The sequence below is a fragment of the Paraburkholderia bryophila genome (genome assembly GCF_013409255.1).
In the GTDB taxonomy this organism is placed as follows: Bacteria; Pseudomonadota; Gammaproteobacteria; order Burkholderiales; family Burkholderiaceae; genus Paraburkholderia.
On record NZ_JACCAS010000001.1, the window covers coordinates 2,889,778 to 2,915,252 of the forward strand.

Annotated in this window: 22 protein-coding genes; 18 read left to right on the forward strand and 4 right to left on the reverse strand. The window is 61.8% G+C overall.

What is annotated here, in order from left to right; genetic code table 11:
• Positions 1-91: 91 nt before the first annotated feature.
• Positions 92-430: a 4a-hydroxytetrahydrobiopterin dehydratase gene (locus GGD40_RS12815; protein WP_179743919.1), complete on the reverse strand. Its 339-nt coding sequence runs from the start codon at positions 428-430 to the stop codon at positions 92-94.
• A gap of 55 nt (positions 431-485) precedes the next feature.
• The gene (phhA, locus tag GGD40_RS12820; protein WP_179743920.1) at positions 486-1,376 is read right to left on the reverse strand and encodes a phenylalanine 4-monooxygenase; all 891 of its coding nucleotides are present in this window, start codon (positions 1,374-1,376) and stop codon (positions 486-488) included.
• Between the two features lie 148 nt (positions 1,377-1,524).
• Here phhA and GGD40_RS12825 point away from each other — a divergent pair, with 148 nt between their 5' ends.
• Positions 1,525-2,016 (forward strand): Lrp/AsnC family transcriptional regulator, encoded by a 492-nt coding sequence (locus GGD40_RS12825; RefSeq protein WP_054042727.1) that lies wholly within the window; start codon positions 1,525-1,527, stop codon positions 2,014-2,016.
• Between the two features lie 89 nt (positions 2,017-2,105).
• Here GGD40_RS12825 and GGD40_RS12830 read toward each other — a convergent pair whose 3' ends face one another.
• Both GGD40_RS12830 and GGD40_RS12835 read right to left on the reverse strand, forming a co-directional pair.
• Positions 2,106-2,642 (reverse strand): class IV adenylate cyclase, encoded by a 537-nt coding sequence (locus GGD40_RS12830; RefSeq protein WP_035554316.1) that lies wholly within the window; start codon positions 2,640-2,642, stop codon positions 2,106-2,108.
• Positions 2,643-3,022: 380 nt separating this feature from the next.
• A complete protein-coding gene (locus tag GGD40_RS12835) occupies positions 3,023-3,922 on the reverse strand; it encodes a LysR family transcriptional regulator (RefSeq protein WP_179743921.1) in 900 nt (299 codons plus the stop codon).
• A 155-nt stretch (positions 3,923-4,077) separates the two neighbouring features.
• On the opposite strand from GGD40_RS12835, the gene GGD40_RS12840 reads away from it, so the two are divergent.
• The 17 genes from GGD40_RS12840 to GGD40_RS12920 all read left to right on the forward strand — a co-directional run bounded on the left by GGD40_RS12840 (position 4,078) and on the right by GGD40_RS12920 (position 25,462).
• Positions 4,078-5,616, forward strand: a complete 1,539-nt coding sequence (locus GGD40_RS12840) for a CoA-acylating methylmalonate-semialdehyde dehydrogenase (RefSeq protein WP_179743922.1) — start codon at positions 4,078-4,080, stop codon at positions 5,614-5,616.
• A gap of 146 nt (positions 5,617-5,762) precedes the next feature.
• Positions 5,763-7,481, forward strand: a complete 1,719-nt coding sequence (locus GGD40_RS12845) for a GMC family oxidoreductase (RefSeq protein WP_179743923.1) — start codon at positions 5,763-5,765, stop codon at positions 7,479-7,481.
• Positions 7,482-7,787: 306 nt separating this feature from the next.
• Positions 7,788-8,567 carry an ABC transporter ATP-binding protein gene (locus GGD40_RS12850; protein ID WP_007180049.1) on the forward strand — a complete coding sequence of 260 codons (780 nt, stop codon included), beginning with the start codon at positions 7,788-7,790 and terminating at the stop codon, positions 8,565-8,567.
• Positions 8,564-9,322, forward strand: a complete 759-nt coding sequence (locus GGD40_RS12855; protein WP_179743924.1) for an ABC transporter ATP-binding protein — start codon at positions 8,564-8,566, stop codon at positions 9,320-9,322. The genes GGD40_RS12850 and GGD40_RS12855 overlap by 4 nt, the downstream gene beginning before the upstream one ends.
• Positions 9,323-9,373: 51 nt before the next feature.
• On the forward strand, positions 9,374-10,588 hold the full coding sequence (locus tag GGD40_RS12860; RefSeq protein WP_179707655.1) for an ABC transporter substrate-binding protein: 1,215 nt from the start codon (positions 9,374-9,376) through the stop codon (positions 10,586-10,588).
• A 165-nt stretch (positions 10,589-10,753) separates the two neighbouring features.
• Positions 10,754-11,638, forward strand: coding sequence for a branched-chain amino acid ABC transporter permease (locus GGD40_RS12865; protein ID WP_179743925.1), 885 nt, complete (start codon positions 10,754-10,756; stop codon positions 11,636-11,638).
• Positions 11,638-12,609: a branched-chain amino acid ABC transporter permease gene (locus GGD40_RS12870; RefSeq protein WP_179708940.1), complete on the forward strand. Its 972-nt coding sequence runs from the start codon at positions 11,638-11,640 to the stop codon at positions 12,607-12,609. Before GGD40_RS12865 ends, GGD40_RS12870 begins: the two co-directional genes overlap by 1 nt.
• Before the next feature lie 527 nt (positions 12,610-13,136).
• A complete protein-coding gene (locus tag GGD40_RS12875; protein WP_179743926.1) occupies positions 13,137-14,303 on the forward strand; it encodes an ABC transporter substrate-binding protein in 1,167 nt (388 codons plus the stop codon).
• Positions 14,304-14,739: 436 nt separating this feature from the next.
• Complete coding sequence (locus tag GGD40_RS12880; RefSeq protein WP_179743927.1) at positions 14,740-15,900, forward strand: ABC transporter substrate-binding protein; 1,161 nt, start codon at positions 14,740-14,742, stop codon at positions 15,898-15,900.
• A gap of 199 nt (positions 15,901-16,099) precedes the next feature.
• On the forward strand, positions 16,100-17,155 hold the full coding sequence (locus GGD40_RS12885) for a branched-chain amino acid ABC transporter permease (protein ID WP_176058943.1): 1,056 nt from the start codon (positions 16,100-16,102) through the stop codon (positions 17,153-17,155).
• Positions 17,156-17,159: 4 nt separating this feature from the next.
• Positions 17,160-18,944: a branched-chain amino acid ABC transporter ATP-binding protein/permease gene (locus tag GGD40_RS12890; RefSeq protein ID WP_179743928.1), complete on the forward strand. Its 1,785-nt coding sequence runs from the start codon at positions 17,160-17,162 to the stop codon at positions 18,942-18,944.
• An 11-nt stretch (positions 18,945-18,955) separates the two neighbouring features.
• Complete coding sequence (locus tag GGD40_RS12895; RefSeq protein WP_179743929.1) at positions 18,956-19,708, forward strand: ABC transporter ATP-binding protein; 753 nt, start codon at positions 18,956-18,958, stop codon at positions 19,706-19,708.
• Positions 19,709-19,882: 174 nt separating this feature from the next.
• Positions 19,883-21,841: a tRNA uridine-5-carboxymethylaminomethyl(34) synthesis enzyme MnmG gene (gene mnmG, locus GGD40_RS12900; RefSeq protein ID WP_179743930.1), complete on the forward strand. Its 1,959-nt coding sequence runs from the start codon at positions 19,883-19,885 to the stop codon at positions 21,839-21,841.
• Entirely contained in the window at positions 21,838-22,521 is a 684-nt protein-coding gene (gene rsmG, locus GGD40_RS12905) for a 16S rRNA (guanine(527)-N(7))-methyltransferase RsmG (protein WP_179743931.1), read from the forward strand. The genes mnmG and rsmG overlap by 4 nt, the downstream gene beginning before the upstream one ends.
• A 104-nt stretch (positions 22,522-22,625) precedes the next feature.
• Positions 22,626-23,417, forward strand: coding sequence for a ParA family protein (locus GGD40_RS12910; protein ID WP_179707671.1), 792 nt, complete (start codon positions 22,626-22,628; stop codon positions 23,415-23,417).
• 18 nt (positions 23,418-23,435) lie between these two features.
• On the forward strand, positions 23,436-24,326 hold the full coding sequence (locus GGD40_RS12915; RefSeq protein WP_179707672.1) for a ParB/RepB/Spo0J family partition protein: 891 nt from the start codon (positions 23,436-23,438) through the stop codon (positions 24,324-24,326).
• Between the two features lie 593 nt (positions 24,327-24,919).
• A complete protein-coding gene (locus GGD40_RS12920) occupies positions 24,920-25,462 on the forward strand; it encodes an ATP synthase subunit I (protein WP_035554350.1) in 543 nt (180 codons plus the stop codon).
• Positions 25,463-25,475: the final 13 nt, after the last annotated feature.

Sequence of the window (25,475 nt, forward strand, 5' to 3'; positions counted from 1 at the left end):
GATAAGGGATTGCCTGCAATGCCCTTTCATTCCGTCCCATTGTTTGAGTCACCAGGCATAAACGTCATCGAAACGCCTCGGATCGCGTGTATTACGCGGTAATACTATCAATGAAGGTGGCGAGTTGGATGTCGCGCTCGGTCAGTCCATTGGCCTCGTGCGTGGACAGTGTGATCTCCACCTTGTTGTAGACGTTGAACCACTCCGGGTGGTGATCCATTTCCTGCGCCTTGATCGCCACGCGCGTCATGAAGCCGAATGCTTCGTTGAAGTCGGCGAATTTGAACTGCCGCTGAATCGCATCGCGGCCGGCCACAGCTTGCCAGTCGTGCAACTGGGCGAGCTTCGTGGCGCGTTCTTCGGAAGTCAGTTTGTTGATCATGATGTTTACCTCTCGGGTCTGAACGGACCTGCCGGCCAGCAAGTCCATTCGCTATTTTTCCATGGATGCCGTCAGCCCGTTGCCGGTGCGTTCAGCCGTCCGGTCAGATATCGCCGTCGGCTTGCCAGCCTTGCTGTGAACCACGCGTAATCACGCGATCGTGCTCGAGCACATCGCCGGCAGCGTACGCGGGTTCGCTGACGAGCTTTGCCAGAAGCGGCGCGAAATCGGTTTGCGCGACGCCGAACAACTGGGCGAAGTCGTCGATCACAAAGTAGGTTTTCTGGAATGTGTCGATGCGATAGCGCGTGCGCATCACGCGTTCCAGGTCGAAGCCGATCCGGTTCGGCGCCGCGTCGTGCTGGCTATAGACCGTCTCGCCTTTGCTCGACACAATACCCGCGCCGTAGATCTTCACACCGTTCGGACTCGCGGTGTCGCGGATCAGTCCGAACTCCACTGTGTACCAATAGAGACGCGCCAGCAGCGGCAGCGCGCCAGCGTCGTTGGCGGCTAATGCGGCACGGCCGTACGCGTGCATGTAATCGGCGAACACGGGGTTGATCAACAGCGGCACGTGGCCGAACAGATCGTGAAAGCAGTCGGGTTCCTGCAGATAATCGAGCTGGTCCGGACGGCGCATCCACCACGTCACGGGAAAGCGGCGATTCGCCAGATGCTCGAAGAACACCTGGTCGGGCACGAGACCCGGCACCGCGACAATCTGCCAACCGGTGGCGGGCGTGAGCTTCGCGTTGATTTCATCGAACGACGGCACGCGATCGGCCGGCATGCCGATGCGTTCCACACCTTTAAGAAACGCGTCGCAGACGCGGCCTTTGAGCAGCTCGGTCTGGCGTGCATAAAGCTGTTGCCACACGGCATGGTCGACCGCGCCGTAGCGTTCCGTCGGTTGATCGATGGTGAAGTCCGCACGGGTTTCGAGACCGGCGTCGAATTGCTCTTTCAGTTTGGCGGTGTTCGCGGTGGACATGATGCTGGGGCTCTACGGCATGTGCCGATCAAAATCAGTGATGCGAGTGTAGAGCGACACACGTGCGGATTGGACGCAATCATGGCGTCCTAACACGTCGGTATGCAATAATCGTGCACTAAATAGCGATTACATGCGGATATTTAACATGCTAGAACTGGATCACTTCGATCTCGCGTTGCTCGATGTGTTGCAACGTTTCGGCCGGGCCACGCATCAGCAACTGGCCGAGCAGGTGCCGCTGTCGCCGTCGCAGATTGGACGGCGTTTGCAGCGGCTGGAGCAGGTCGGCGTGGTGGACGGTTATCGCGTCGTGCTGCGGCCGGAGAAACTCGGCCTTGGCGTGACCGCGTTTACCAGCTTGAAGTTGAAGCACCACGGCGATTCGATCATCGAGCAATTCCAGCAGCAGATCGAGGTGTTGCCCGAGGTGCTGGAATGTCACGCGGTGGTGGGCGACGCCGATTATCTGCTGCGGATCGTCGCGCCGGATCTGAATTATCTGTCGACGTTCGTGATGAAGAAGCTGATGCGCGTGCCGGGTGTGGACAGCGTGCGCTCGAATATCGTGCTGACCACGTTCAAGCGCAATGGGCCGTTGCCGCTTGGGCATCTGTCGCCGGGGGCCGCCGCCGCTTGATGCGGCGGCTGTTTGAAGAGCGTGGCGTTTGCATGCCACCTGGGCGTCCCACGCGCCCAACACCGCGAAAAATCGCTCTGCTTAAAGTTTTAAGCAGCCTGCTTCGGCTCGCTCGCCGGGCTCAGCAGATCGACGTAGGCCACGGCCACCAGATCCGACTCCGGCACGCCGAGCGTTTCGAACATGGCGTGCGCTTCGGCGTGGCCGCCTTCTTCGTCGTCATCTTGCGCGAGCAGCACTTCGAGTTCGACGAAGTCACCCAGACCGTCTACCCGGTCCAGATGGATTCGCGTGCGCCCGGTCAGGTACACATGGCGTTCCTTCGTGACAATGCCGCGCGTGGTCAGCGCGGTGGCGAGTAGCGCATGCATGGCTTCGGGGTTCGTCACCGGGCTGCGTGTGTAGTACGACGCCTTCGGACCGTCGCGATCGTCGCGCTGATAGAAGATCAGCTCGGCCGGTGTGCCGTCGTCGAACTGGCGCAGCTTCAGGCGCCCGCGCGGCACGTCGTAGAAAAAGTCCTGCTGGCGGAAGATCAGCGGCGCGTCCGGCGCGAGCTTGGCCGCGCGTTCACGGAGTTGCTCGAAATGCTGGGCGCGGGCTTTGATTTCAATGTTGCGTGCCATGTCAGGTTCCTGTCGAAAGGGTGGAGTGGTCGGCGGCTTCCGGTGAGGCCGGGGCGAAGCTGCCGGGAAGGACAGAGTCAGGCGAAACGAACAACGATGCGGATCAGCGAATCAGCGCGAACCCCCAATCTAACAAAAACTGCGTGACGGTGTGGTTTCAGATGAAGGGATAGGCGCGGGCGGTGGTTGGCGGTTTGCCGGTGAGCGGCGGTGTGTAAGGCGCATAGCGCGAGCCTGACGCCGCGCAGGTGGCGAAAAGCCGCAGAGTGGATCAGTTCGGCAGAGAGGCTCAACCGAGGCGGATTGACTGTCATGAGAACAGCTCATATCGCAGCGAAGCGTCCCTACACGTCCCTACACGCCAGGCAGCAGACACGTCATCACGTCACCCACTGCTGCTCGATCAACTTCAACGCTGCGGCAATCGCCGGCTCGTCCTTGCGTGCGTCGAGCGTGATGAAACTGAGCTGCGTCGGCACCGTCACTCCTTCGACGATGGTCAACGCGTGCGCGTGCGCTTCGGCGATCGCGGTGGCGTCGCGAGCGAGCGTGAGACCGACGCCTGACTTAACCAGATCGAGCATCGACGGCTCCTGATCCACTTCCGCGACCTTCACCGGTTTCACCCCCGCCTCGTCGAAGCAGCGCGACAACAGCCGATTGTGCGCGGACGCGGGCGGCGTCCAGATCCACGGCAGCGCGGCGAGCGAGCGCCAGTCACGCGCGCCTTTCACGCGATCTTTCCAGCCGGCCGGCGCCAGCACGCGATACTGGAAGTGCGTCAACGTGACCGCATGAAAGGCCGCACCGTCGCGCGGTTCGTCCTCCGACGGCAGACCGATGTAATAGCCGACATCCAGCTCACCGGCGCGCACCTGCTCCAGCACCCAGCCCGACATGCCGTGACGCAGCGCCGTCTCGATGCGCGGCCAGGTTTCCACCAGTTGCTTGAGAAAGCCGCCCAGACGCAGAAACGCCGGGTCGAGGATCGTGCCGATCCGCAAGCGCCCGCGCACTTCGTGTCGCAGCGACTGCGCCGCGCGCTGCACGTCGCTGGCCGCGGCGAGTGCGCGTTCGGCGTGGGGCAGCAAGGCCTGGCCATCGCGTGTGAGCGACAGCCCGTGCGAAGTGCGCGTGAACAGCGTCACGCCGAGCGTCGCCTGCAAATGCTTGATTTGCAGGCTGACGGCGGGTTGGGTCAGGTGGAGTTGCACCGCGGCGCGCGTGAGGTTGCCCTCGCGTGCAACGGTGACAAAGGCCCGTAGCAGAGTCAGATCCATATCTTGATATTAGCTCGCCTTATATCGCAATTGAGCATTACTCATTGGATTTGTTGCCCCGAAGCGCCGTACGCTTGCCCTTCGACACGCCCGCACGACGCCTTGGATCAGGCGCAGGCACGCTGGGCGGAAGACTTCACCGAAAGAGGAAAACCATGAGCGAGACAGATCAGGACGCGGCTGCGCGCAGCGAAACCCAGGCGCGCGCGCTGACCCATTTCATCAATAGCAAGCCCGTCGAGGGTACGAGCGGCCGTTTCGGCGACGTCTTCAATCCCGCGCTCGGCAGTGTCAGTGCGCGCGTGCCGCTGGCGAGCGTCGCCGAAGTGGATGCTGCGGTTGCCGCCGCCAAGGCCGCTTTCCCCGCATGGAGCGAAACCGCGCCGATCAAACGCGCGCGCGTCATGTTCAAGTTCAAGGAATTGCTCGACCGTCACCACGACGAACTCGCGGAACTGATCACGCGTGAACACGGCAAAGTGTTTTCCGACGCGAAGGGCGAGGTGATGCGCGGCATCGAGATCGTCGAGTTCGCGTGCGGCATTCCGAATCTGTTGAAGACGGACTTCACCGATCAGATCGGCGGCGGCATCGACAACTGGAATCTGCGTCAGCCGTTGGGCGTGGTGGCGGGTATCACGCCGTTCAATTTTCCAATGATGGTGCCGTGCTGGATGTTCCCTATCGCGATTGCCTGCGGCAACACCTTCGTGTTGAAGCCGTCGGAGCGTGATCCGTCGTGCTCGAACCGTCTCGCCGAGTTGTTCAAGGAAGCCGGTTTGCCGGATGGCGTATTCAACGTCGTACACGGCGACAAGACGGCGGTCGATGCGCTGCTCGGGCATCCCGACGTGAGTGCGTTGTCGTTCGTTGGATCGACGCCGATTGCCGAATACATTTATACGGAAGGCACGAAGTGCGGCAAGCGCGTGCAAGCGTTGGGCGGGGCGAAGAATCATCTGGTGGTGATGCCGGACGCCGATCTCGACCAGGCGGTCGATGCGTTGATCGGCGCCGCCTACGGTTCGGCCGGCGAGCGGTGCATGGCGATTTCGGTGGCGGTCGCGGTGGGGCATATCGCCGATGAACTGATCGAACGACTCACGCCGCGCGTGAAGAGCCTGAAGATTCTCAACGGCATGGAATCGGCGGCCGAGATGGGGCCGTTGGTGACTGGCGTGCATCGGGACAAAGTGGTCGGCTATATCGACGCGGGTATCGCGGCGGGCGCGAAGCTCGTGGTCGACGGACGCGGTCATCAGGTCGAGGGTCACGAGAAAGGCTTCTTCCTCGGCGGCACCTTATTCGACGATGTCTCGACCGACATGAAGATCTACCGCGAAGAGATTTTCGGACCGGTGTTGTGCGTGGTGCGCGTACCGGATTTTGCGTCGGCGGTGGAACTCATCAACGCCAACGAATTCGCCAACGGCGTCTCGTTGTTCACGTCCGACGGCGGCGTCGCGCGTGCCTTCTCCCGCCAGATCCAGATCGGCATGGTGGGCATCAACGTGCCGATTCCGGTGCCGATGGCGTGGCATTCTTTTGGCGGCTGGAAGAAGTCCCTGTTCGGCGACCATCACGCGTATGGTGAAGAAGGCGTGCGGTTTTACACGCGCTACAAGAGCATCATGCAGCGCTGGCCCGACAGTATCGCGAAGGGCGCCGAGTTCACGATGCCGGTGGCGAAATAGTGTGACGTGTTGGTTTTCGGTGCGGCTTTCGATCGCGCGCCGAAGGCCAACGCGAGAAGGCGCAACGAACAAATAAAATCAGCCCGACGCCGCAGGCGCAGAAAGCATCGCCTGTCTGCGGGCAGAGAAGCTTAGGAGACTAGACCATGAGCGACACTCACACCAAGGCCGTATCGGAAGGTCGGCGTCTGGAAGGTGAATTCGACTACATCATCGTGGGCGCGGGTACGGCGGGTTGCGTGCTGGCCAATCGCCTGAGTGCGGATCCGGACGTGCAGGTTCTGCTGCTCGAAGCCGGCGGTAAAGACGATTATCACTGGATTCACGTGCCGGTCGGCTACCTCTACTGCATCGGCAATCCGCGCACGGATTGGCTTTACAAAACGCAGCCGGAAGCCGCCTTGAATGGACGCGCGTTGTCGTATCCACGCGGACGCGTACTCGGCGGCAGCTCCTCCATCAACGGCATGATCTACATGCGCGGTCAGCGCGAAGACTACGACGAATGGGCGCGCGTCACCAACGACGCATCATGGTCCTGGAACGCGGTGCTGCCGGTCTTCAAACGCAGTGAAGATCATCACGCCGGCGCGAATGAATCGCATGGCGCGGGCGGTCCATGGCGCGTCGAAAAGCAGCGCCTCAAATGGAAAATTCTCGAAGAGTTTTCGCAGGCCGCACAGCAAACCGGCATTCCCGCGACCGACGATTTCAATCGCGGCGACAACACCGGCGTCGGCTATTTCGACGTCAATCAGAAACGCGGCATTCGCTGGAATGCGTCGAAAGCGTTTTTGCGTCCCGCGCTTAGACGACCGAATCTCACCGTCATCACCGGCGCGCAGACACAGCGTGTCGTGTTCGAAGGACGCCGTTGCAGCGGTGTTGAATATCGCGGCGACAACACCGACTATCTCGCCAAAGCGCGCTGCGAAGTAATCCTCAGTGCGGGCGCGGTGAACTCGCCGCAATTGCTCGAACTGTCCGGCATCGGCAACGGCGCGCGTCTGCAGAATCTGGGTATCGACGTCGTCAACGATCTGCGCGGCGTCGGCGAAAACCTGCAGGATCATTTGCAATTGCGGATGGCCTATCGGGTGGACGGCGTGCGCACGCTCAACACGGCGTCTGCGCATTGGTGGGGCAAGCTGGTGATCGGTATGCAGTACGCGCTGTTTCAAAGCGGGCCAATGTCGATGTCGCCGTCGCAACTCGGCGCGTTCGCCAGGTCCGATCCGCACGATCGCTCACTCACGCGGCCCGACCTCGAATATCACGTGCAGCCGCTGTCGCTCGATCGCTTCGGCGAACCGCTGCATCGCTTCAATGCGTTCACGGCGTCGGTGTGTCAGTTGCGGCCCACGTCGCGCGGCAGCATTCATATCGAGTCCGCGGATGCTTCAGCGCCGCCGCTGATCGCACCGAACTACCTCTCCACCGACTACGACCGTCACGTCGCCGCTAACGCACTGCGTCTCACGCGACGGATCGCCGCGGCGCCCGCGTTGGCCCGCTATCAGCCCCGGGAGATTTTGCCGGGCATCCAGTATCAAACCGAAGAAGAACTTCAGCAGGCCGCCGGCGCGGTCGGCACGACGATCTTCCATCCGGTCGGCACCTGCCGGATGGGCACGAGCGACGACCCAGCCGCTGTAGTCGATAGCCGCCTACGTGTTATCGGTGTTGACGGCTTGCGCGTGGTCGACGCGTCGGTCATGCCAGTCATCACGTCGGGCAACACCAACTCGCCCACGCTGATGATCGCCGAGCGCGCCAGCGAGATGATCCGCGAAGACCGCCGCGCCCGCGTGGCCGGCAGTCGCGCGGCGCAGGGCATGGCGGGCGCGTCGATGTCGGTTGTGTGACAGCGGCACGTTGATTGCATGGGCTGCCCGCCGCGCGTCGGTTGGGCGGCCTACGCGCGCCCGCCGTTCGGCGCGCCGGCACGTTCCGCGTGGCAGACCGACGTCATCCACTAAGTGCAAATCCCAATGAATGCGCTGCATCATTGGCGCGACAATGGCAGCCATGCTGCGTGCCGCCCCATGGATTACCGTCCGGATTGGTGCAGTACGCCAACGAGCGGCATGGGGTGCCGCCGTCATAACAAGTCGCGCAAAACTTCGCGCGGAAGATCGTAGTGCTTCGCCTTACTCCGTATGGAAGGGAACATGATTCTCGGCGATACGATTCTCGAAACGCGCGGCCTCACCCGTGAGTTCAAAGGCTTCATTGCCGTGAACGGCGTGAACCTGCGCGTGCGCCGTGGCTCGATCCATGCGCTGATTGGTCCCAATGGGGCAGGCAAGACCACCTGCTTCAATCTGCTCACCAAGTTCCTCGAACCGACCGCGGGTCAGATCGTGTTCAACGGTATCGACATTACCGGCGAACGTCCTGCGCAGATCGCGCGGCGCGGCATCATCCGTTCGTTCCAGATTTCCGCGGTGTTCCCGCATCTGACAGCATTGCAGAACGTGCGCATCGGTTTGCAGCGCCAGCTTGGCACGGCATTTCATTTCTGGAAGAGCGAGCGCACGCTGCGCCAGCTCGACGATCGCGCGATGGATCTGCTCACCCAGGTCGGCCTGACCGATTTCGCCGATGTGCTGACGGTCGAACTTTCCTACGGCCGCAAACGCGCGCTGGAAATCGCCACCACGCTCGCCATGGAACCGGAGCTGATGTTGCTCGACGAACCGACGCAAGGCATGGGCCACGAAGATGTGGATCGTGTCACGGCGTTGATCAAGAAAGTCTCGAGCGGCCGCACGATCCTGATGGTCGAGCACAACATGAACGTGATCGCCGGCATCTCGGACACGATCACCGTGCTGCAACGAGGCGAAGTGCTCGCCGAAGGCAGCTACGCCGAAGTGTCGAAGAACCCGCTCGTGATGCAAGCCTATATGGGCAGCGCCGACGCGGCGCTCGCCGGAGCCCACGCATGAATACGATTGCCGAGCGCGAAAGCCTCGAAGTGAGCGGCACGGCGGACGCCGTGCCCGCGCTGGAAATTGCGGGTTTGCAGGCGTGGTATGGCGAGTCGCACATTCTGCATGGCGTCGACCTGACGGTGAATCGCGGCGAAGTCGTCACGCTGCTCGGCCGCAACGGCGCGGGCCGCACCACCACGCTGCGCGCGATCATGGGTTTGACGGGGCGGCGCACGGGCTCGATCCGAATCGGTGGACGCGAAACCATCAACATGCCCACGCATCGCATCGCGCACTGCGGCATTGGTTACTGCCCCGAAGAGCGCGGGATTTTCTCGAGTCTTTCGTGCGAGGAAAATCTGCTGCTGCCACCGCCCGTCGGCGATAAAGCGCACATGATGTCGCTCGACGAAATCTATTCGATGTTCCCGAATCTGAAGGAACGCCGTATGAGCCAGGGCACGCGGCTCTCGGGCGGCGAGCAGCAGATGCTGGCGGTCGCGCGCATTCTGCGCACCGGCGCGAGTCTGTTGCTGCTCGACGAGATCTCGGAAGGGCTGGCGCCCGTCATCGTGCAGACGCTGGCACGCATGATCGTCACGCTGAAAGAGCGGGGCTATACGGTCGTGATGGTCGAACAGAATTTCCGCTTTGCCGCGCCGCTTGCCGATCGCTTCTATGTGATGGAGCACGGCACGATCGTCGAGCACTTCGGGGCGGGTGAACTCGAAAGCAAGATGCCGGTGTTGCACGATCTGCTGGGCGTATAAAAGCCGCCCGATTGCCTCTGATAACCACAAGTGAAGAAACAGGAGACAGGAATGAAAAAGAACCCACTCGCGCGACTCGCCACCCTTTGCTTCGCGGCCGCCGCCGGCGCCGCCCTGACGATAGGCAGCGCGCAAGCGGCTGACGACGCGGTGAAGATCGGCTACATCACCGATCTGTCGGGGCTGTACGCGGATATCGACGGCCCGGGCGGACTCGAAGCGATCCGTATGGCGATCGCGGACTTCGGCGGCAAGGTCAACGGCAAGCCGATCACGCTGGTCTACGCGGATCACCAGAACAAGGCGGACATCGCCGCATCGCGCGCGCGTGAGTGGTTCGATCGCGACGGCGTCGACATGCTGATCGGCGGGACGAACTCGGCAACGGGCCTGTCGATGAACACGGTCGCGGGCGAGAAGCACAAGGTCTACATCAACATCGGCGCGGGCGCCGATACGCTGACCAACGAGCAATGCACGCCGTACACGATCCACTACGCGTACGACACGACCGCGCTTGCCAACGGCACGGGTTCGGCGGTGACGAAGCAGGGCGGCAAGACGTGGTACTTCCTGACCGCCGACTACGCGTTCGGCAAGGCGCTGGAAAAAGCGACCTCGGACGTGGTGAAGGCGAACGGCGGCCAGGTGCTGGGCGCCGTGCGCGCGCCGCTGTCGGCGTCAGACTTCTCGTCGTTCCTGTTGCAGGCGCAAGCATCGAAGGCGCAGATTCTCGGCCTCGCGAATGCTGGCGGCGATACGGTTAACTCGATCAAGGCCGCGAAGGAATTCGGCCTGACCAAGACGATGAAGCTGGCCGCGCTGCTGATGTTCATCGACGACGTGCACAGCCTCGGTCTGGAAACCACGCAAGGCCTGGTGCTGACGGACAGCTGGTACTGGAACAAGGACGCCACCACGCGCAAGTGGGCGCAGCGTTACTTCGACAAGATGAAGAAGATGCCGTCGAGCCTGCAGGCGGCCGACTACTCCGCGACCATGACCTACCTGAACGCGGTGAAGGCGGTCGGTTCGACCGACACGGATAAGGTGATGGCGCAACTGCGCAAGACCAAGATCGACGACTTCTACGCGAAGGGCTACATCCGTCAGGACGGCAGCATGATCCACGACATGTACCTGATGCAGGTGAAGACGCCGGCCGAATCCAAGGAGCCGTGGGACTACTACAAGATCATGGCGACGATCCCGGGCGAGCAGGCGTTCACGACCAAGGCGCAAACGCGCTGCGCGTTGTGGAAGTAAGCGCGGGCTGAGGGCCCGATGCTGAGGGTCCGATAGTCGTCTGTCCGCAGACCGCAACCGTTTCACATGCCGCGCGCGTTCGGCGTTATTGCCGCCGAACGCGCGCCGGCCGGATCGTGCGTCACCGATCTCACCTTGGCGATAGCTTCAGGGGTTAAGGCTTCAATGGAAATCTTTGGCATTCCGCTACCGGCGATGCTGAGCCAGCTGCTGCTGGGGCTCGTGAACGGCTCGTTCTACGCGATTCTGAGTCTCGGGCTCGCGGTGATCTTCGGCTTGCTCAACGTGATCAACTTCGCGCACGGCGCGTTGTTCATGCTCGGCGCAATGCTCGCGTGGATGGGCTTTTCGTATTTCGGCCTGCCGTACTGGGTGATGCTGGTGCTCGCGCCGCTGATCGTTGGGCTGTTCGGCATCGCGATCGAACGCACCATGCTGCGCTGGCTCTACAAACTCGATCACGTGTATGGGCTACTGCTGACCTTCGGTCTGACGCTGGTGGTCGAAGGCGTGTTCCGGTCTATCTACGGTTCGTCCGGCCAGCCGTACGACGTGCCGTCGGCATTGTCCGGCGCGACCAACCTCGGCTTCATGTTCCTGCCGAACTATCGCGCGTGGGTCGTGGTGGCCTCGCTCACGGTCTGCTTCGCGACGTGGTTCGTGATCGAGAAGACGCGTCTGGGCGCCTATCTGCGCGCAGGCACGGAGAATCCCAAACTGGTCGAAGCATTCGGTATCAACGTACCGATGATGGTCACGCTCACCTACGGCTTCGGCGTCGCGCTGGCGGCGTTCGCGGGCGTGCTCGCCGCGCCGGTCATTCAGGTTTCGCCGCTGATGGGCCAGCCGATGATCATTACCGTGTTCGCGGTGGTCGTGATCGGCGGCATGGGCTCGATCATGGGCTCGATTCTCACCGGCCTGATGCTCGGCGTGATCGAAGGGTTGACGCGCGTGTTTTACCCGGAAGCGTCGGCGACCGTCGTCTTCGTGATCATGGCGCTCGTGTTGCTGGTGCGACCGGCGGGTCTCTTCGGCAAGGAAAAATGATGCAGAGAAAAATGCTCTACGGTCTGCTGCTGATCGTGCTTCTCGCCGTGCCGGTGCTCGGCATCTATCCGCTGTTCGTGATGAAGGTGCTGTGTTTCGCGCTGTTCGCGGCGGCGTTCAATCTGCTGATCGGCTACACCGGTTTGCTGTCGTTCGGCCACGCGATGTTCCTCGGCTCGGCCGGCTACGTGACCGGCTACGCGATGCAGACGCTCGGCTTCTCGCCGGAACTCGGCGTGCTCGCGGGCACCGCGGCGGCGACCTTGCTCGGTTTCGTGGTCGGACTCTTTGCGATTCGCCGTCAAGGCATCTACTTCGCAATGGTCACGCTGGCGCTCGCGCAGATGGTCTACTTTGTGTTCCTGCAGGCGCCGTTCACGCATGGCGAGGACGGTCTGCAAGGCGTGCCGCGCGGCAAGCTGCTCGGGCTGCTGGATCTTTCGTCCGACGTGACGTTGTACTTCGTCGTGCTCGCGGTCATGGTGCTGGCCTTCCTGCTGATCGTGCGGATCGTGCATTCGCCGTTCGGTCAGGTGCTGGTGGCGATCAAGGAAAACGAACCGCGCGCGATCTCGCTCGGCTACGACACGGATCGCTTCAAGCTGCTCGCCTTCGTTCTGTCGGCGGGTCTCGCGGGTCTCGCCGGTTCGCTGAAAGTGCTGGTGCAGGGCTTCGAAACCTTGAGCGACGCGTACTGGACCATGTCCGGCCTCGTGATCCTGATGACGCTGGTCGGCGGTATGGGCACGCTGTTCGGGCCGCTGCTCGGCGCGGCGTTGATCGTGGCGCTGGAGGATCGTCTCGGCGACATCGGCACGGCGCTCGCGTCGTCGACGGGTATCGACTGGTTCCGCTCGCTCGGCGAGTCGGTCACGATCGTGACCGGCTTGATTTTCATCGCGTGCGTGCTGGCGTTCCGGCGCGGTATTGTCGGTGAGATCGTCGCGCGGGTGCGGCCATTGCGCGCGTGATTCAGAGGGGTCTGCGTAACTGCTTCGGCATCCGATATAATCCGCCGGCAGTTGAAATGGCGAGGCGGGCGGTAAAGTCCGCCACCTGATCGACGCAAGCGGCCAAACCCGCGCAAATGCGCCCCAATTCAGTGCGGCAGTGCACCACTAGGGTAATTGCTAGTTGTAGTACACCATGTGCTCGTTTAATCTTCACGCAGTTCTGATGCACCACGAAATTTGCAGGTGGAGAACGAGGAGACAATGAGGCACTCAGTGCCCAGACGAAAGCGCTGTTGGATTGATATCCAGCAGCGCTTTTTATTTGGTCTTTCGGAATGGCCCAACACCAATTGGATGCCAATTTCCCGGCCCTTTTTTATTCCCTGAACCATTCCATTTCCGCGCGCCGCTTCCCTGCAAAACGCTTGCAGCGCGGGGCTGCGCTCCGCTACACTCGCTATTCACCGACCGCTGGGTCGGGATTAAATCCGCGGAATGGAATTCGCGGATTTAACGTCGAACGAATAACGGGGTAGAGGAGCGGGATGAAGTCGGCATTGCGTTGGATAAGCGCGGCATTAGTCGCCACCGGGGTATCCGCAGCATGGAGCGGTATTGCATTCGCGGACGTGAAAATCGGCGTGACGGTGTCGGCAACCGGCCCGGCTGCGTCACTCGGTATTCCGGAGAAAAACACGATCGCGCTGCTGCCTAAAGAGGTTGCCGGCCAGAAAATCGATTACATCGTGCTCGACGACGCGACCGACTCGACCCAGGCGGTCAAGAACGCCCGCAAGCTCACTAGCGAAGACCACGTCGACGCGCTGATCGGCTCGACCGTCGTGCCGAACTCGCTCGCCATGATCGACGTCGCCGCCGAAAGCAGCACACCAATGATCTCCATGGCCGCCGCGGCGAGCATCGTCGAACCGATGGACGCAAAGCGCGCGTGGGTCTTCAAGACGCCGCAGAACGATATCCTGATGGCCACCGCAATCGCGCAGCACATGTCGAATCACGGCGTGAAGACGGTCGCGTTCATCGGCTTCTCCGACGCTTACGGCGAAAGCTGGTTCAAGGAATTCGGCAAAGCCGCCGAACTCGCCAAAATCAAGATCGTCGCGAACGAACGCTTCGCGCGCAGCGACGCGTCGGTGACCGGGCAGGTGCTGAAGATCATGTCGCAGAACCCGGACGCGGTGCTGATCGCGGGGGCGGGTACGCCGGCCGCATTGCCGCAGAAAACCCTCAAGGAACGCGGCTACAAGGGCAAGTACTATCAGACGCACGGCGTCGCGAATAACGACTTCCTGCGCGTGTGCGGCAAGGATTGCGAAGGCACGTATCTGCCCGCTGGCCCGTTGCTGGTGGCCGAACAGTTGCCCGATTCGAATCCGGTGAAGAAGACGGCGCTGACCTATAAACGTGCCTATGAAACCGCTTACGGCGTCGGCTCGGTGTCGACCTTCGGCGGCCACGCGTGGGACGCTGGTTTGCTGCTGCAACGCGCGATTCCGCTGGCGCTGAAGAAGGGACAGCCGGGCACGCCCGCGTTCCGCGAGGCGCTGCGTGCGGCGCTTGAAAGCACGAAAGACATGCCCGCGTCGCACGGCATCTTCAACATGAGCGCGAATGACCACTCTGGCCTCGACCAGCGGGCGCGCGTGATGGTGGAGATTGTCGGCGGCAAGTGGAAGTTGTCCGGCGACTGAGCGAAGGCGAAGCGATACGGAACCCCATTCAAAAGACGCGTGCAGTTGACGCGTCTTTTTTATTGGCCGTTTCACGCGAAGTCGCCCGACGTCGCGTGAAAAAGTGTGGTGTCGTGGCTTCAGGACAAACCCGTATTGGGCCTGCAGGCGCTTGACCGTCGATGATGCAGAACGCAATACTACTAACATGTTAGTGTTTTGCTCGCGACAAATTGCAGCAGAAAATTGCGACGAAGATCGCGAGAAAATCAGCATAGGATTCGCAGCAGTCCGCAGTCGTGGCACGCAGCAGGGAAGTGGCACCAAAGCGGTGAAGGCAGCTTGCGTCGAGCAGGGAAAACCATGCTTGGCATGCCTGAACCCTATAACTAGATTCAGACACCCGGCCCGTGAGCCGGATTACAGATACGCGCTTCAAAGCGTTTGGAGACTGGCAATGAAAAAGACAAATCAATGGGTACGTACCGGCATCGCGATGGCGCTCATGTGCAGCGCGGGCGCCGCGTTTGCGCAGGTGAAAATCGGCGTGACGCTGTCCACCACGGGGCCGGCTGCATCGCTCGGCATTCCGGAGAAGAACACGATCGCGCTGCTGCCGAAGGAGATTGGCGGCAAGACGGTGCAGTACATCGTTCTGGATGACGCGTCCGACACCGGCAAAGCCGTGCAGAACACGCGCAAGCTGATCGACGAAGACCACGTCGACGCAATCATCGGCTCGACCGTCACGCCGAACTCGCTCGCCATGCTCGACCCCGCTGCGGAAGGCAAGACGCCGGTGATCTCGCTGGCGGCGTCGGCGGCAATCATTTCGCCGATGGACGCGAAGCGCGCGTGGGCCTTCAAACCGCCGCAAAACGATAGCCTGATGGCTGACGCGATCGCCGACTACATGGAGCGTCACGGCGTGAAGACGGTGGGTTTCATCGGCTTCGCGGATGCATACGGCGACGGCTGGAACAACGTCTTCACCGCGGCCGCCGCGGCGCACCATCTGAAGATCGTCTCCAACGAGCGCTTTAACCGCACCGACGCATCGGTGACCGGCCAGGTGCTGAAGACCATGGGCGCGAACCCGGATGCGGTGCTGATCGCGGGCGCGGGCACGCCGTCGGCGCTGCCGGCCAAGACGCTCAAGGAGCGCGGCTACAAGGGCAAGGTCTATCAGACGCACGGCGTCGCCAATAACGACTTCCTGCGCGTGTGCGGCAAGGATTGCGAAGGCGAATTCCTGCCGGCCGGCCCGATCCTGGTTGCGGATCAGTTGCCGGATTCGAATCCGGTGAAGAAGTCGTCGGAAGCTTATAAGGCGGCTTACGAGAAGGCCTATGGCGCGGGTTCGGTCGCGACCTTCGGCGGTCACGCCTGGGACGCTGGCCAGATGCTGCAAGCGGCCATTCCGGTCGCTTTGAAGACCGCTCAACCGGGCACGGAAGCATTCCGCGTGGCGCTGCGCGGCGCGCTGGAAAACATCAAGGAACTGCCGGTGTCGCACGGCATCATGAACACCACGCCGACCGACCACAACGGCCTCGACAAGCGCGCACGCGTGATCGTTGAGATCGTCGACGGCAAGTGGAAGCTGCAGAACGACTAATAACAAAAGCGGTACGCGCCTCTCGCGCAATGTGCGGCCTATGACGCCGCATTGCCATTCTGGTCGATGAGAATGGCATCGACCGCCGCGCCGTGTCCCGGCGCGGCGGTCGCCTTTTCAGACTTGCAGGTCGCTGGCCGCTACGGCGCCGCCACGACTGTTTCCCGGTTTCGATTTCGACGCTTCAGGATGAGGAAGTATGGATCTATCAATTGCGGCGATCCTCGCGCAGGACGGCATCACCACCGGCGCGATCTACGCGCTGCTCGCGCTTGCGCTGGTGCTGGTGTTCTCCGTGACGCGGGTGATTTTTATCCCGCAGGGGGAGTTTGTTTCGTACGGCGCGCTCACGCTCGCCGCGTTGCAGACACAAAAATTTCCGGCCACCTGCTGGCTGCTGATGGCGATGGGCGCGGCCTGTTTCGTCGTCGAGGTCGCGGGTCTCGTGCGGCATGCCGAGCGGCGCCGGCACGCGGCGCGCACGCTGGTGACGCTGGTCAGCAAATATCTGCTGTTCCCGATCGCGGTGTACGCGGTGACGCAAGGTCTTTTCCTGCATCCGCTGCCGATGCTCGCGCAGATCGCGTTGACGCTGCTGATCGTGATTCCGATGGGACCGTTCGTCTACCGGTTGGCTTATGAGCCGATCGCGGAGGCGAGCACGCTGCTGCTGTTGATCGTGGCGGTGGCGGTGCACTTCGCGATGGTCGGCGTCGGGCTCGTAATGTTCGGTGCGGAAGGATCGCGGACCACGGCGTTTTCCGACGCGACGTACAACCTGGGCAGTCTGTCGATCTCCGGACAGAGCTTGTGGGTGATCGGCACCGCGGCGGTGTTGATCGGTGCGCTGTATCTGTATTTTGACCGCACGATCTCGGGTAAGGCGTTGCGCGCGACCTCGGTGAACCGGCTCGGCGCGCGGCTCGTCGGCATCGGCACGACGCAGGCAGGGCGCCTCGCGTTCACGCTGGCTGCGGGGCTCGGTGCGCTGTGCGGCATCCTCGTGGCGCCCTTGACCACCATCTACTACGACTCGGGCTTCCTGATGGGTTTGAAGGGCTTCGTGGGCGCGATTATCGGTGGATTGGTCAGCTATCCGCTGGCGGCTGCCGGCGCGATCCTGGTTGGCTTGCTGGAGTCGTATTCGTCGTTCTGGGCGAGTGCTTATAAGGAAGTGATCGTGTTCACACTGATCATCCCGGTGCTGCTCTGGCGAAGTCTGGCCAGCCCGCACAGCGAAGAGGACGAGGAGTGACGCGATGAAACGGATCATGCAAAACAAGTTCTTCTGGTTGTTCCTCGTGGTGCTGTTCGCGTTGCCGGTGTTACCGCATCCGATTCATGTGCCTGAGTATTGGGTGACGTTGCTCAACTACATTGGCCTGTATTCGATCGTCGCGATCGGCCTCGTGCTGCTGACCGGTATCGGCGGCATGACGAGTTTCGGGCAGGCGGCGTTCGTCGGGATCGGCGCCTATGCGACCGCCTATCTGACGACTACGTATGGCGTGTCGCCGTGGCTCGCGCTGATCGCGGGTGTGGTGGTGACGGCGCTGATCGCGCTGATGCTGGGTCTCGTGACGATGCGCCTGTCCGGGCATTTTCTGCCGCTCGGCACGATCGCGTGGGGTCTCGCACTGTTCTACCTGTTCGGCAATCTGGACATGCTCGGCAAGTACGACGGCATCAACGGGATTCCGGTGCTGAATGTTTTTGGCATCAACCTGGAATCGGGCCGCCATATCTATTACCTGATCTGGGTCGTCGTGCTCGGCGCGGTCATCTCTGTTCAAAACCTGCTTAATAGCCGGCCGGGGCGGGCGATTCGCGCGCTGCGCGGCGGCGGCATGATGGCCGAGGCGATGGGCGTCAACACGGCCTGGATGCGCGTGGTGATCTTCGTCTACGCGGCGGTGCTGGCATCGATCTCGGGCTTTCTGTACGCCCATCTGCAACGCGCGGTGAATCCGACGCCGTTCGGTTTGAATCACGGTATCGAGTTTCTGTTCATGGCCGTGGTGGGGGGCGTGTCGCACGTTTGGGGCGCGGTGCTCGGCGCGGCGATCCTGACCGTGTTGCAGGACTATCTGCAAACCCTGCTGCCGAAGCTGCTCGGCGAGAACGGCAACTTCGAAGTGATCGTATTCGGCATCCTGATGGTGCTGCTGCTGCAGTACGCTCGACAAGGCGTCTGGCCGTTCGTCGCGCGTTTCTTCCCGCGCGGTCCGCGTGCGCATCTGGCGGAGCATGCGGAGCCGTTGCCGCAACGCAGCAAGCCGACGGCGGGCGAAAACCTGCTGACGGTGAACAAGGCGCGCAAGCAGTTCGGCGGTCTGGTCGCGGTGAACGACGTCAGTTTCGAGGTCAAAGCAGGGCAGATCATCGGCTTGATCGGCCCGAACGGCGCGGGCAAGTCGACCACGTTCAATCTCGTGACCGGCGTGCTGCAAGCCACCAGCGGCGAGATCACGTTCCGCGGCGAGCGCATCGATTCGCTGAGTTCACGTGAAATCGTCAAGCGCGGGATCGGCCGCACGTTCCAGCACGTCAAGCTGCTGCCGGGTATGACGGTGCTGGAGAACGTCGCGATCGGCGCGCATCTGCGCGGCCAGGCTGGCGTGTGGCGCAGCATCGCACGCTTGAACGGCGCGGAAGAAGCGCGCCTGATGGCGGAAGCCGCGCGTCAGATCCGTCGTGTCGGGCTCGAGCAGCATATGTACGACGAGGCGGGCAGCCTGGCGTTGGGGCAGCAGCGGATTCTGGAAATCGCCCGGGCGTTGTGCTGCGACCCGACCTTGCTGCTGCTGGACGAACCGGCTGCCGGTCTGCGTTATCAGGAAAAGCTGCAACTCGCCGATCTGCTGCGCCGACTGAAGGCCGAGGGCATGAGTGTGCTGCTGGTCGAGCACGATATGGATTTCGTGATGAATCTCACCGATCGTCTGGTGGTGATGGAATTCGGCACGCGGATCGCGGAAGGTTTGCCGCAGGAAGTCCAGCAAGACCCGGCCGTGCTTGAAGCTTATCTGGGTGGGGTGGAGTGATGGAAAACACGATGAATGCTGCGGGTCCCATTCTGGACGTGAATGGTCTGTCGGTTCGCTACGGTAAGGTCGAGGCGCTGCACGGCGCGGCGATTAAAGTGCGACCGGGACAGATCGTGTCGGTGATCGGCCCGAACGGCGCGGGCAAGTCGACGTTGCTGAACGCGATCATGGGCGCGCTGCCCACTACCGGCCACGCGAAAGGAACGATTCTCTATCAGGGTGAGGACGTGAGCGCGGTGCCGGTCGAAAAGCGGGTCGCGCGTGGCATGTGTCTGGTGCCGGAGAAACGCGAGCTGTTTGCATCGATGACCGTGGAAGACAACCTCGTGCTTGGCGCTTATCGTCGCAAGCGGGCAGGGGAGCGCAACTTCCTCGATCAGCTCGAACCGGTGTTCACGCTCTTTCCGCGACTGAAGGAGCGTCGGCAGCAGGCGGCGGGCACGCTGTCCGGCGGTGAGCGGCAAATGCTGGCGGTCGGTCGGGCATTGATGGGCAAACCCGATCTGCTGATGCTGGACGAGCCGAGCTTGGGTCTCGCGCCGCTGATCGTGAAGGAAATTTTCCACATCATTAGTGCGCTGCGACAGACGGGTGTGGCGACACTGCTGATCGAGCAGAACGCGCGTGCCGCGCTGCAGATTTCCGACTACGGCTATGTACTTGAAACCGGAGAACTGGCACTGGAAGGTCCGGCGGCGGATCTGGCGCAGAATCCACGCGTGATCGAGACATACCTCGGGCTGGCGAAAAAGGTGGCTTAGTTCTTCGTTTTTCGCCGAATGCGAATGTCTCAAGCGGTGTGTTTCACGTGAAACACACCGCTTTTTTTATGGGCTGATCAATCGAGCGAAATTCGGGCCTAAACCGAACCCGTTATAATTCGCCCATACTTTTTCCTTTGAAGGCTCACGCGACGATCTGGCGTGAGATCCGCGATGCTCTTTCCCACAGAATTTGACGTAATCGTCGTCGGCGGCGGTCATGCCGGCACCGAGGCCGCCTTGGCTTCGGCGCGCATGGGCAACACCACGCTCCTGCTGACCCACAACATCGAAACCCTCGGCCAGATGAGCTGCAATCCGTCGATTGGCGGCATTGGTAAAGGCCATCTGGTTAAGGAAGTCGACGCGCTCGGTGGTGCGATGGCGGGCGCGACGGACGAGGGCGGTATCCAGTTCCGCATCCTCAATTCGTCGAAAGGGCCGGCTGTTCGGGCGACGCGCGCACAGGCCGACCGTTTGCTGTACAAGCAGGCGATCCGGCATCGGCTGGAGAATCAGCCGAACTTGTGGCTGTTCCAGCAGGCGGTTGATGATCTGATCGTGGAGGGTGATCGCGTGGTCGGCGCGGTGACGCAGGTGGGGATTCAGTTCCGCTCGCGCGCTGTGGTGCTGACGGCGGGGACGTTCCTCGACGGCAAGATTCACGTGGGTTTGAACAACTACACCGGTGGCCGTGCTGGCGATCCGGCATCGGTGTCGTTGTCTGCGCGTTTGAAGGAATTGAAGCTGCCGCAAGGGCGCCTCAAGACCGGGACGCCGCCGCGCATCGACGGCCGCACGATCGACTTCTCGAAGCTCGAAGAGCAGCCGGGCGATCTGGATCCGGTGCCGGTGTTCTCATTTCTCGGGCGGGTTGAGCAGCATCCGCGGCAAGTGCCGTGCTGGGTCACGCATACGAATGAGCGGACGCACGACATCATCCGTGGTGGCCTTGATCGTTCGCCAATGTATACGGGCGTGATCGAAGGGGTGGGCCCGCGTTACTGCCCTTCGATCGAGGACAAGATTCATCGGTTTGCGTCGAAGGAATCGCATCAGATTTTCCTGGAGCCCGAAGGGCTGACAACCAACGAGTTCTATCCGAACGGGATTTCGACAAGCCTGCCGTTCGACGTGCAACTAGAGTTGGTGCGTTCGATGCGCGGTTTGGAGCACGCGCACATCCTGCGTCCCGGCTATGCGATTGAGTACGACTACTTCGATCCGCGTGGGCTGAAGGCGTCGCTGGAAACGAAGGTGATCAGCGGCCTTTATTTCGCGGGTCAGATCAATGGCACGACCGGCTATGAAGAGGCCGCGGCGCAAGGGTTGCTGGCCGGGATCAACGCCGGTTTGTACGTGCAAGGTAAGGACGCATGGTGTCCGCGCCGCGATCAGGCCTATCTTGGCGTGTTGGTCGACGATCTGGTGACGCAAGGCGTGTCTGAGCCGTATCGAATGTTCACGAGCCGCGCCGAATATCGTCTGAGCCTGCGCGAAGACAATGCCGATATGCGTTTGACTGAGATGGGGCGTGAGCTTGGGGTCGTGGACGACGTCCGCTGGGACGCCTTCAACCGCAAGCGTGACGCTGTTTCACGTGAAACAGAGCGCCTTCGCACAACGTGGGTCAATCCTAAGACGTTATCGGCCGACGAAGCGACCGCGCTGCTGGGCAAGCCGATCGACCATGAGTACAGCCTAGCCGATCTGCTGCGCCGTCCGGGTGTTTCGTACGACGGCGTCTGCGGCCTGCGTGCGGGTGCCTGCGCCGCGCCGGAAATCCTGGCGGAAGACGAGGTGCTGCTCGCCCAGATCAAGGAGCAGATCGAGATTGCGATCAAGTATCAGGGCTATATCGACCGCCAAGCCGGTGAGATCGAGCGCAATGAGGCGCACGAAAGCACGCGCCTGCCAGAGGGATTGGACTACGCGGAAGTGCGTGGGCTGTCGTTCGAAGCGCGCCAGAAGCTCACGCAATTCCGCCCTGAAACCATTGGGCAGGCATCGCGCATCTCCGGCATTACGCCGGCGGCGATCTCATTGCTGATGGTTCATCTGAAGCGCGGCTTGGGGCGTCGTTCGACGAAACCCGTCGAACCCGGCACCGACAGCACGCCGGTGACGCAATGACGGTAAGCCAGAAGGGAAGCGGTCGGGAAGCATTGGCGCCGTTGCTGGAAGAGGGTGTTCGCGAACTCGGCCTCGATTTGAGCGATGCCCAGCTTGGCAAGCTGCTCGACTACGTCGCGTTACTGTCGAAGTGGAATGCCGTCTACAACCTGACGGCCATCCGCGATCCGCGACAGATGCTGATCCAGCACATTCTCGATTCGCTTTCGATCGTGCCGCATCTGGCGCCGCGCGGCCCGTCGTCGGTGCTCGACGTCGGCTCGGGCGGCGGTTTGCCGGGTATTGTGCTGGCGATTGTTTTGCCTGAATGGACTGTCACCGTGAATGACATCGTTCATAAGAAGACGGCGTTTCAGTCGCAGGCCAAGGCCGAACTGAGTTTGGCCAATCTGTCGGTGGTGACGGGCCGCGTCGAGACATTGCAGCCGGGCGCCGAAGTACCCGCAAAGTTCGACGTAATCGTCTCGCGCGCATTCGCAGAGCTCTCGGATTTCGTTACACTGGCCCGTCATCTGGTTGCGGAGCAGGGCGCGATCTGGGCGATGAAAGGCGTGCGTCCGGAATGCGAGATCGAGCGCTTGCCTGCGGGCGCCCACGTGGAACAGATCATCCGGCTGAATGTGCCGTCGCTCGATGCCGAACGGCATCTGATCAAGGTTCGGGTGGATGCGGTCAACTGACAGCCGCAGACTTCGTGGGCGGGCCACTAGCGCCATTAGCCGCACCCCGTATCAGCAGCAAGCTTTACTCACTTCATCCAGGCAGCAAAAGGGACACACCAACGATGGCAAAAATCTTCTGCGTTGCGAACCAGAAAGGCGGCGTCGGCAAGACGACGACCACAGTCAATCTGGCCGCGAGCTTGGCAGCGCAGGGACAGCGTGTCCTTCTCATCGACCTGGACCCGCAGGGTAACGCCACGATGGGTAGCGGCATCGATAAGGCCGCCTGCGCGACTACGGTCTACGAAGTGCTCGTGGATGGCGTCGCGGTGACGGATGCGCGAGTGCGACCCGAAGCGGTGGGCTACGACGTACTGCCGGCGAATCGCGAACTCGCCGGTGCCGAGGTCGAGCTGGTCAGCGTCCAGAACCGTGAGCGTCAATTGAAGAACGCGCTTGCCGCGGTCGAAGGCGAATACGATTTCGTGCTGATCGATTGCCCGCCGGCTTTGTCGCTGCTGACGCTCAACGGCCTGTGCGCCGCACACGGCGTCGTGATTCCGATGCAGTGCGAGTACTTCGCGCTCGAAGGTCTGTCGGATCTGGTCAACACCATCAAGCAGGTGCACGCCAACCTGAACCGCGACCTGAAGGTGATCGGCCTGTTGCGCGTCATGTTCGATCCGCGCATCACGCTGCAGCAGCAAGTCTCCGATCAACTGAAAGAGCATTTCGGTGACAAGGTATTCGACGTGGTGATCCCGCGCAACGTGCGTCTGGCCGAAGCGCCCAGCTACGGTTTGCCGGGCGTGGTGTTCGACCGCGCATCGCGCGGCGCGCAGGCATACGTGCAGTTCGGCGCGGAAATGATTGAACGGGTACGCGCGTTGAATGACGCGCCCCAGGCATCCTAAGCGGATCGAGGAAGCACGATGAACGCAGTAGCGAGAAAGAAGGGATTGGGTCGCGGCCTTGAAGCACTGCTGGGTGGCAGCGCGGATATCACCGAGGCCGTTGCCATTGAAGGCGCGCCGAACGTGCTGCCGCTTAGCAAGATGCAGGCGGGCAAGTATCAGCCGCGCACTCGCATGGACGAAGGCGCGTTGCAGGAACTGGCGGCGAGCATCCGCGCTCAGGGTGTGATGCAGCCGATCCTGGTACGTCCCGTGTCCGCGGACAAGTACGAAATTATCGCGGGCGAGCGGCGCTTCCGCGCGGCGCGGCTTGCTGGCCTGAGCGAAGTGCCGGTGCTCGTCAGGGATGTGCCGGATCAGGCCGCCGCGGCGATGGCGCTGATCGAGAACATTCAGCGCGAGGATCTGAACCCGCTGGAAGAGGCGCAGGGCATCCAGCGTCTGCTCGACGAGTTCAATTTCACGCACGAGCAGGCGGCGGAGTCGGTGGGGCGTTCGCGCAGTGCGGTATCGAACCTGCTGCGCCTGCTCAACCTGGCGTCGCCGGTACAGACCATGTTGCTCGCCGGCGATCTCGACATGGGCCATGCGCGCGCGCTGCTGGCCGTGGACGCCGCGACGCAGATCACGCTGGCCAATCAGGTCGTCAATAAACGCATGTCGGTGCGTGAGACCGAGAAGCTGGTCACGACGACCACCAAGGCCGCGCCGGCGGTGAAGGCGCGGGTGAATCCGGACGGCGGGCGCGACACGCGGCGGCTTGAGGAAGAGCTGTCCGATTTGCTGGCGTCGACGGTGAAGATCAAGCTCGGCCGACGGGGGCGAGGGCAGGTGCTGGTCGACTTCGGCGATCTGGATGCGCTGGAAGGTATTCTGGTGCGCTTGCGTGGTAACGCTGCCGCTGTCTGATTGGCGAGCTGAAGTAGGGGGCTTGCGACGGATCGGGGCGAGATTTCGTTCGCAAGCTATTTGGTGCGTTGCCGGGTTATCAACCGCGCCGGAGTAGGCCAATCGATGCAAGCACGCAGCGTTGATCGAGTCGCCGCCTATCTATCAGAGCGTGCTGGAATCCTAACTAAATCCTGCCTTGAATAATCAGGAATGCAGATGTACGTGGCTTGGCCTTCACAGCTAGCGCGATCTACGAAGCCGACTGCCTACCCAACGCCGCCCCGCCTGTCCACCCGCGCGCGCAAAAATCGGCGTTTGTTGCGTTTTCGAGACGGCCGTTACGGCGTTAAAAGCCCGTTTGCGCGGGCGCAAATTGGCGCGATTCAATGCGCATGTTTTACCGCCCCCCAGCCGCCTTACATTTGGCGCGTTTTGCCCCGCCGGGCGGCCATTCCCGCATCGTGAGGGCCGGTTTCACGCAGCTTATTGAACGGCCTAAAGTCTTGAATTGCCTGCAACTATCGCTTACAATCGCCCGGATTTAATTGCACGGCAACCCCGTAAGCGCAGCGTAAGCTGGCGGGCTGGAACAAGACTTTCGGAACACTGCGATGGCGGTCAAAACGTCGAATCAAGCGCCGAAGAATGGGCACGACGAATCCGCTGAACGCACCGCTTCCGTTGCGTCCACCGGTCAGCGAGTCCCTTCTGACGAAGCGTGGGATGTCGAGCAGCAAGATAACAATATCGTTCCGCTCACGCGGACCGAAGCTGAAAAGCTGTTTGGTCCGAATGTGAGTCGTCCATCGCGCGTTACGCCTTTCAAGGTCGTGGCGGCGCAAATGGTTTTGTCCCTGGGTGCAACGCTGCTGTGGTGGCTGTTCTACAAGCCACCGGGCGATGCTGCGCTGTCCGCATTCCTGGGGGGAGCGATCTGCTGGGTGCCGAGCGCGTTGTTCGCGGCACGACTTAGAACGCTGAGCGGCGCCACAACAGCCATGAGCTGGATGATTGGCGAAGCGCTCAAGATGGGGACAACGATCGCGATGTTTGTAGTCATCGCCTTCTGGTATCACGACGTAAGCTGGGTTCCGCTGCTCGTGACCTACCTCGTCGCGCTCAAGACGTACTGGATCGCCTTAGCCTGGCGCTAAGGGTGCAGGAACA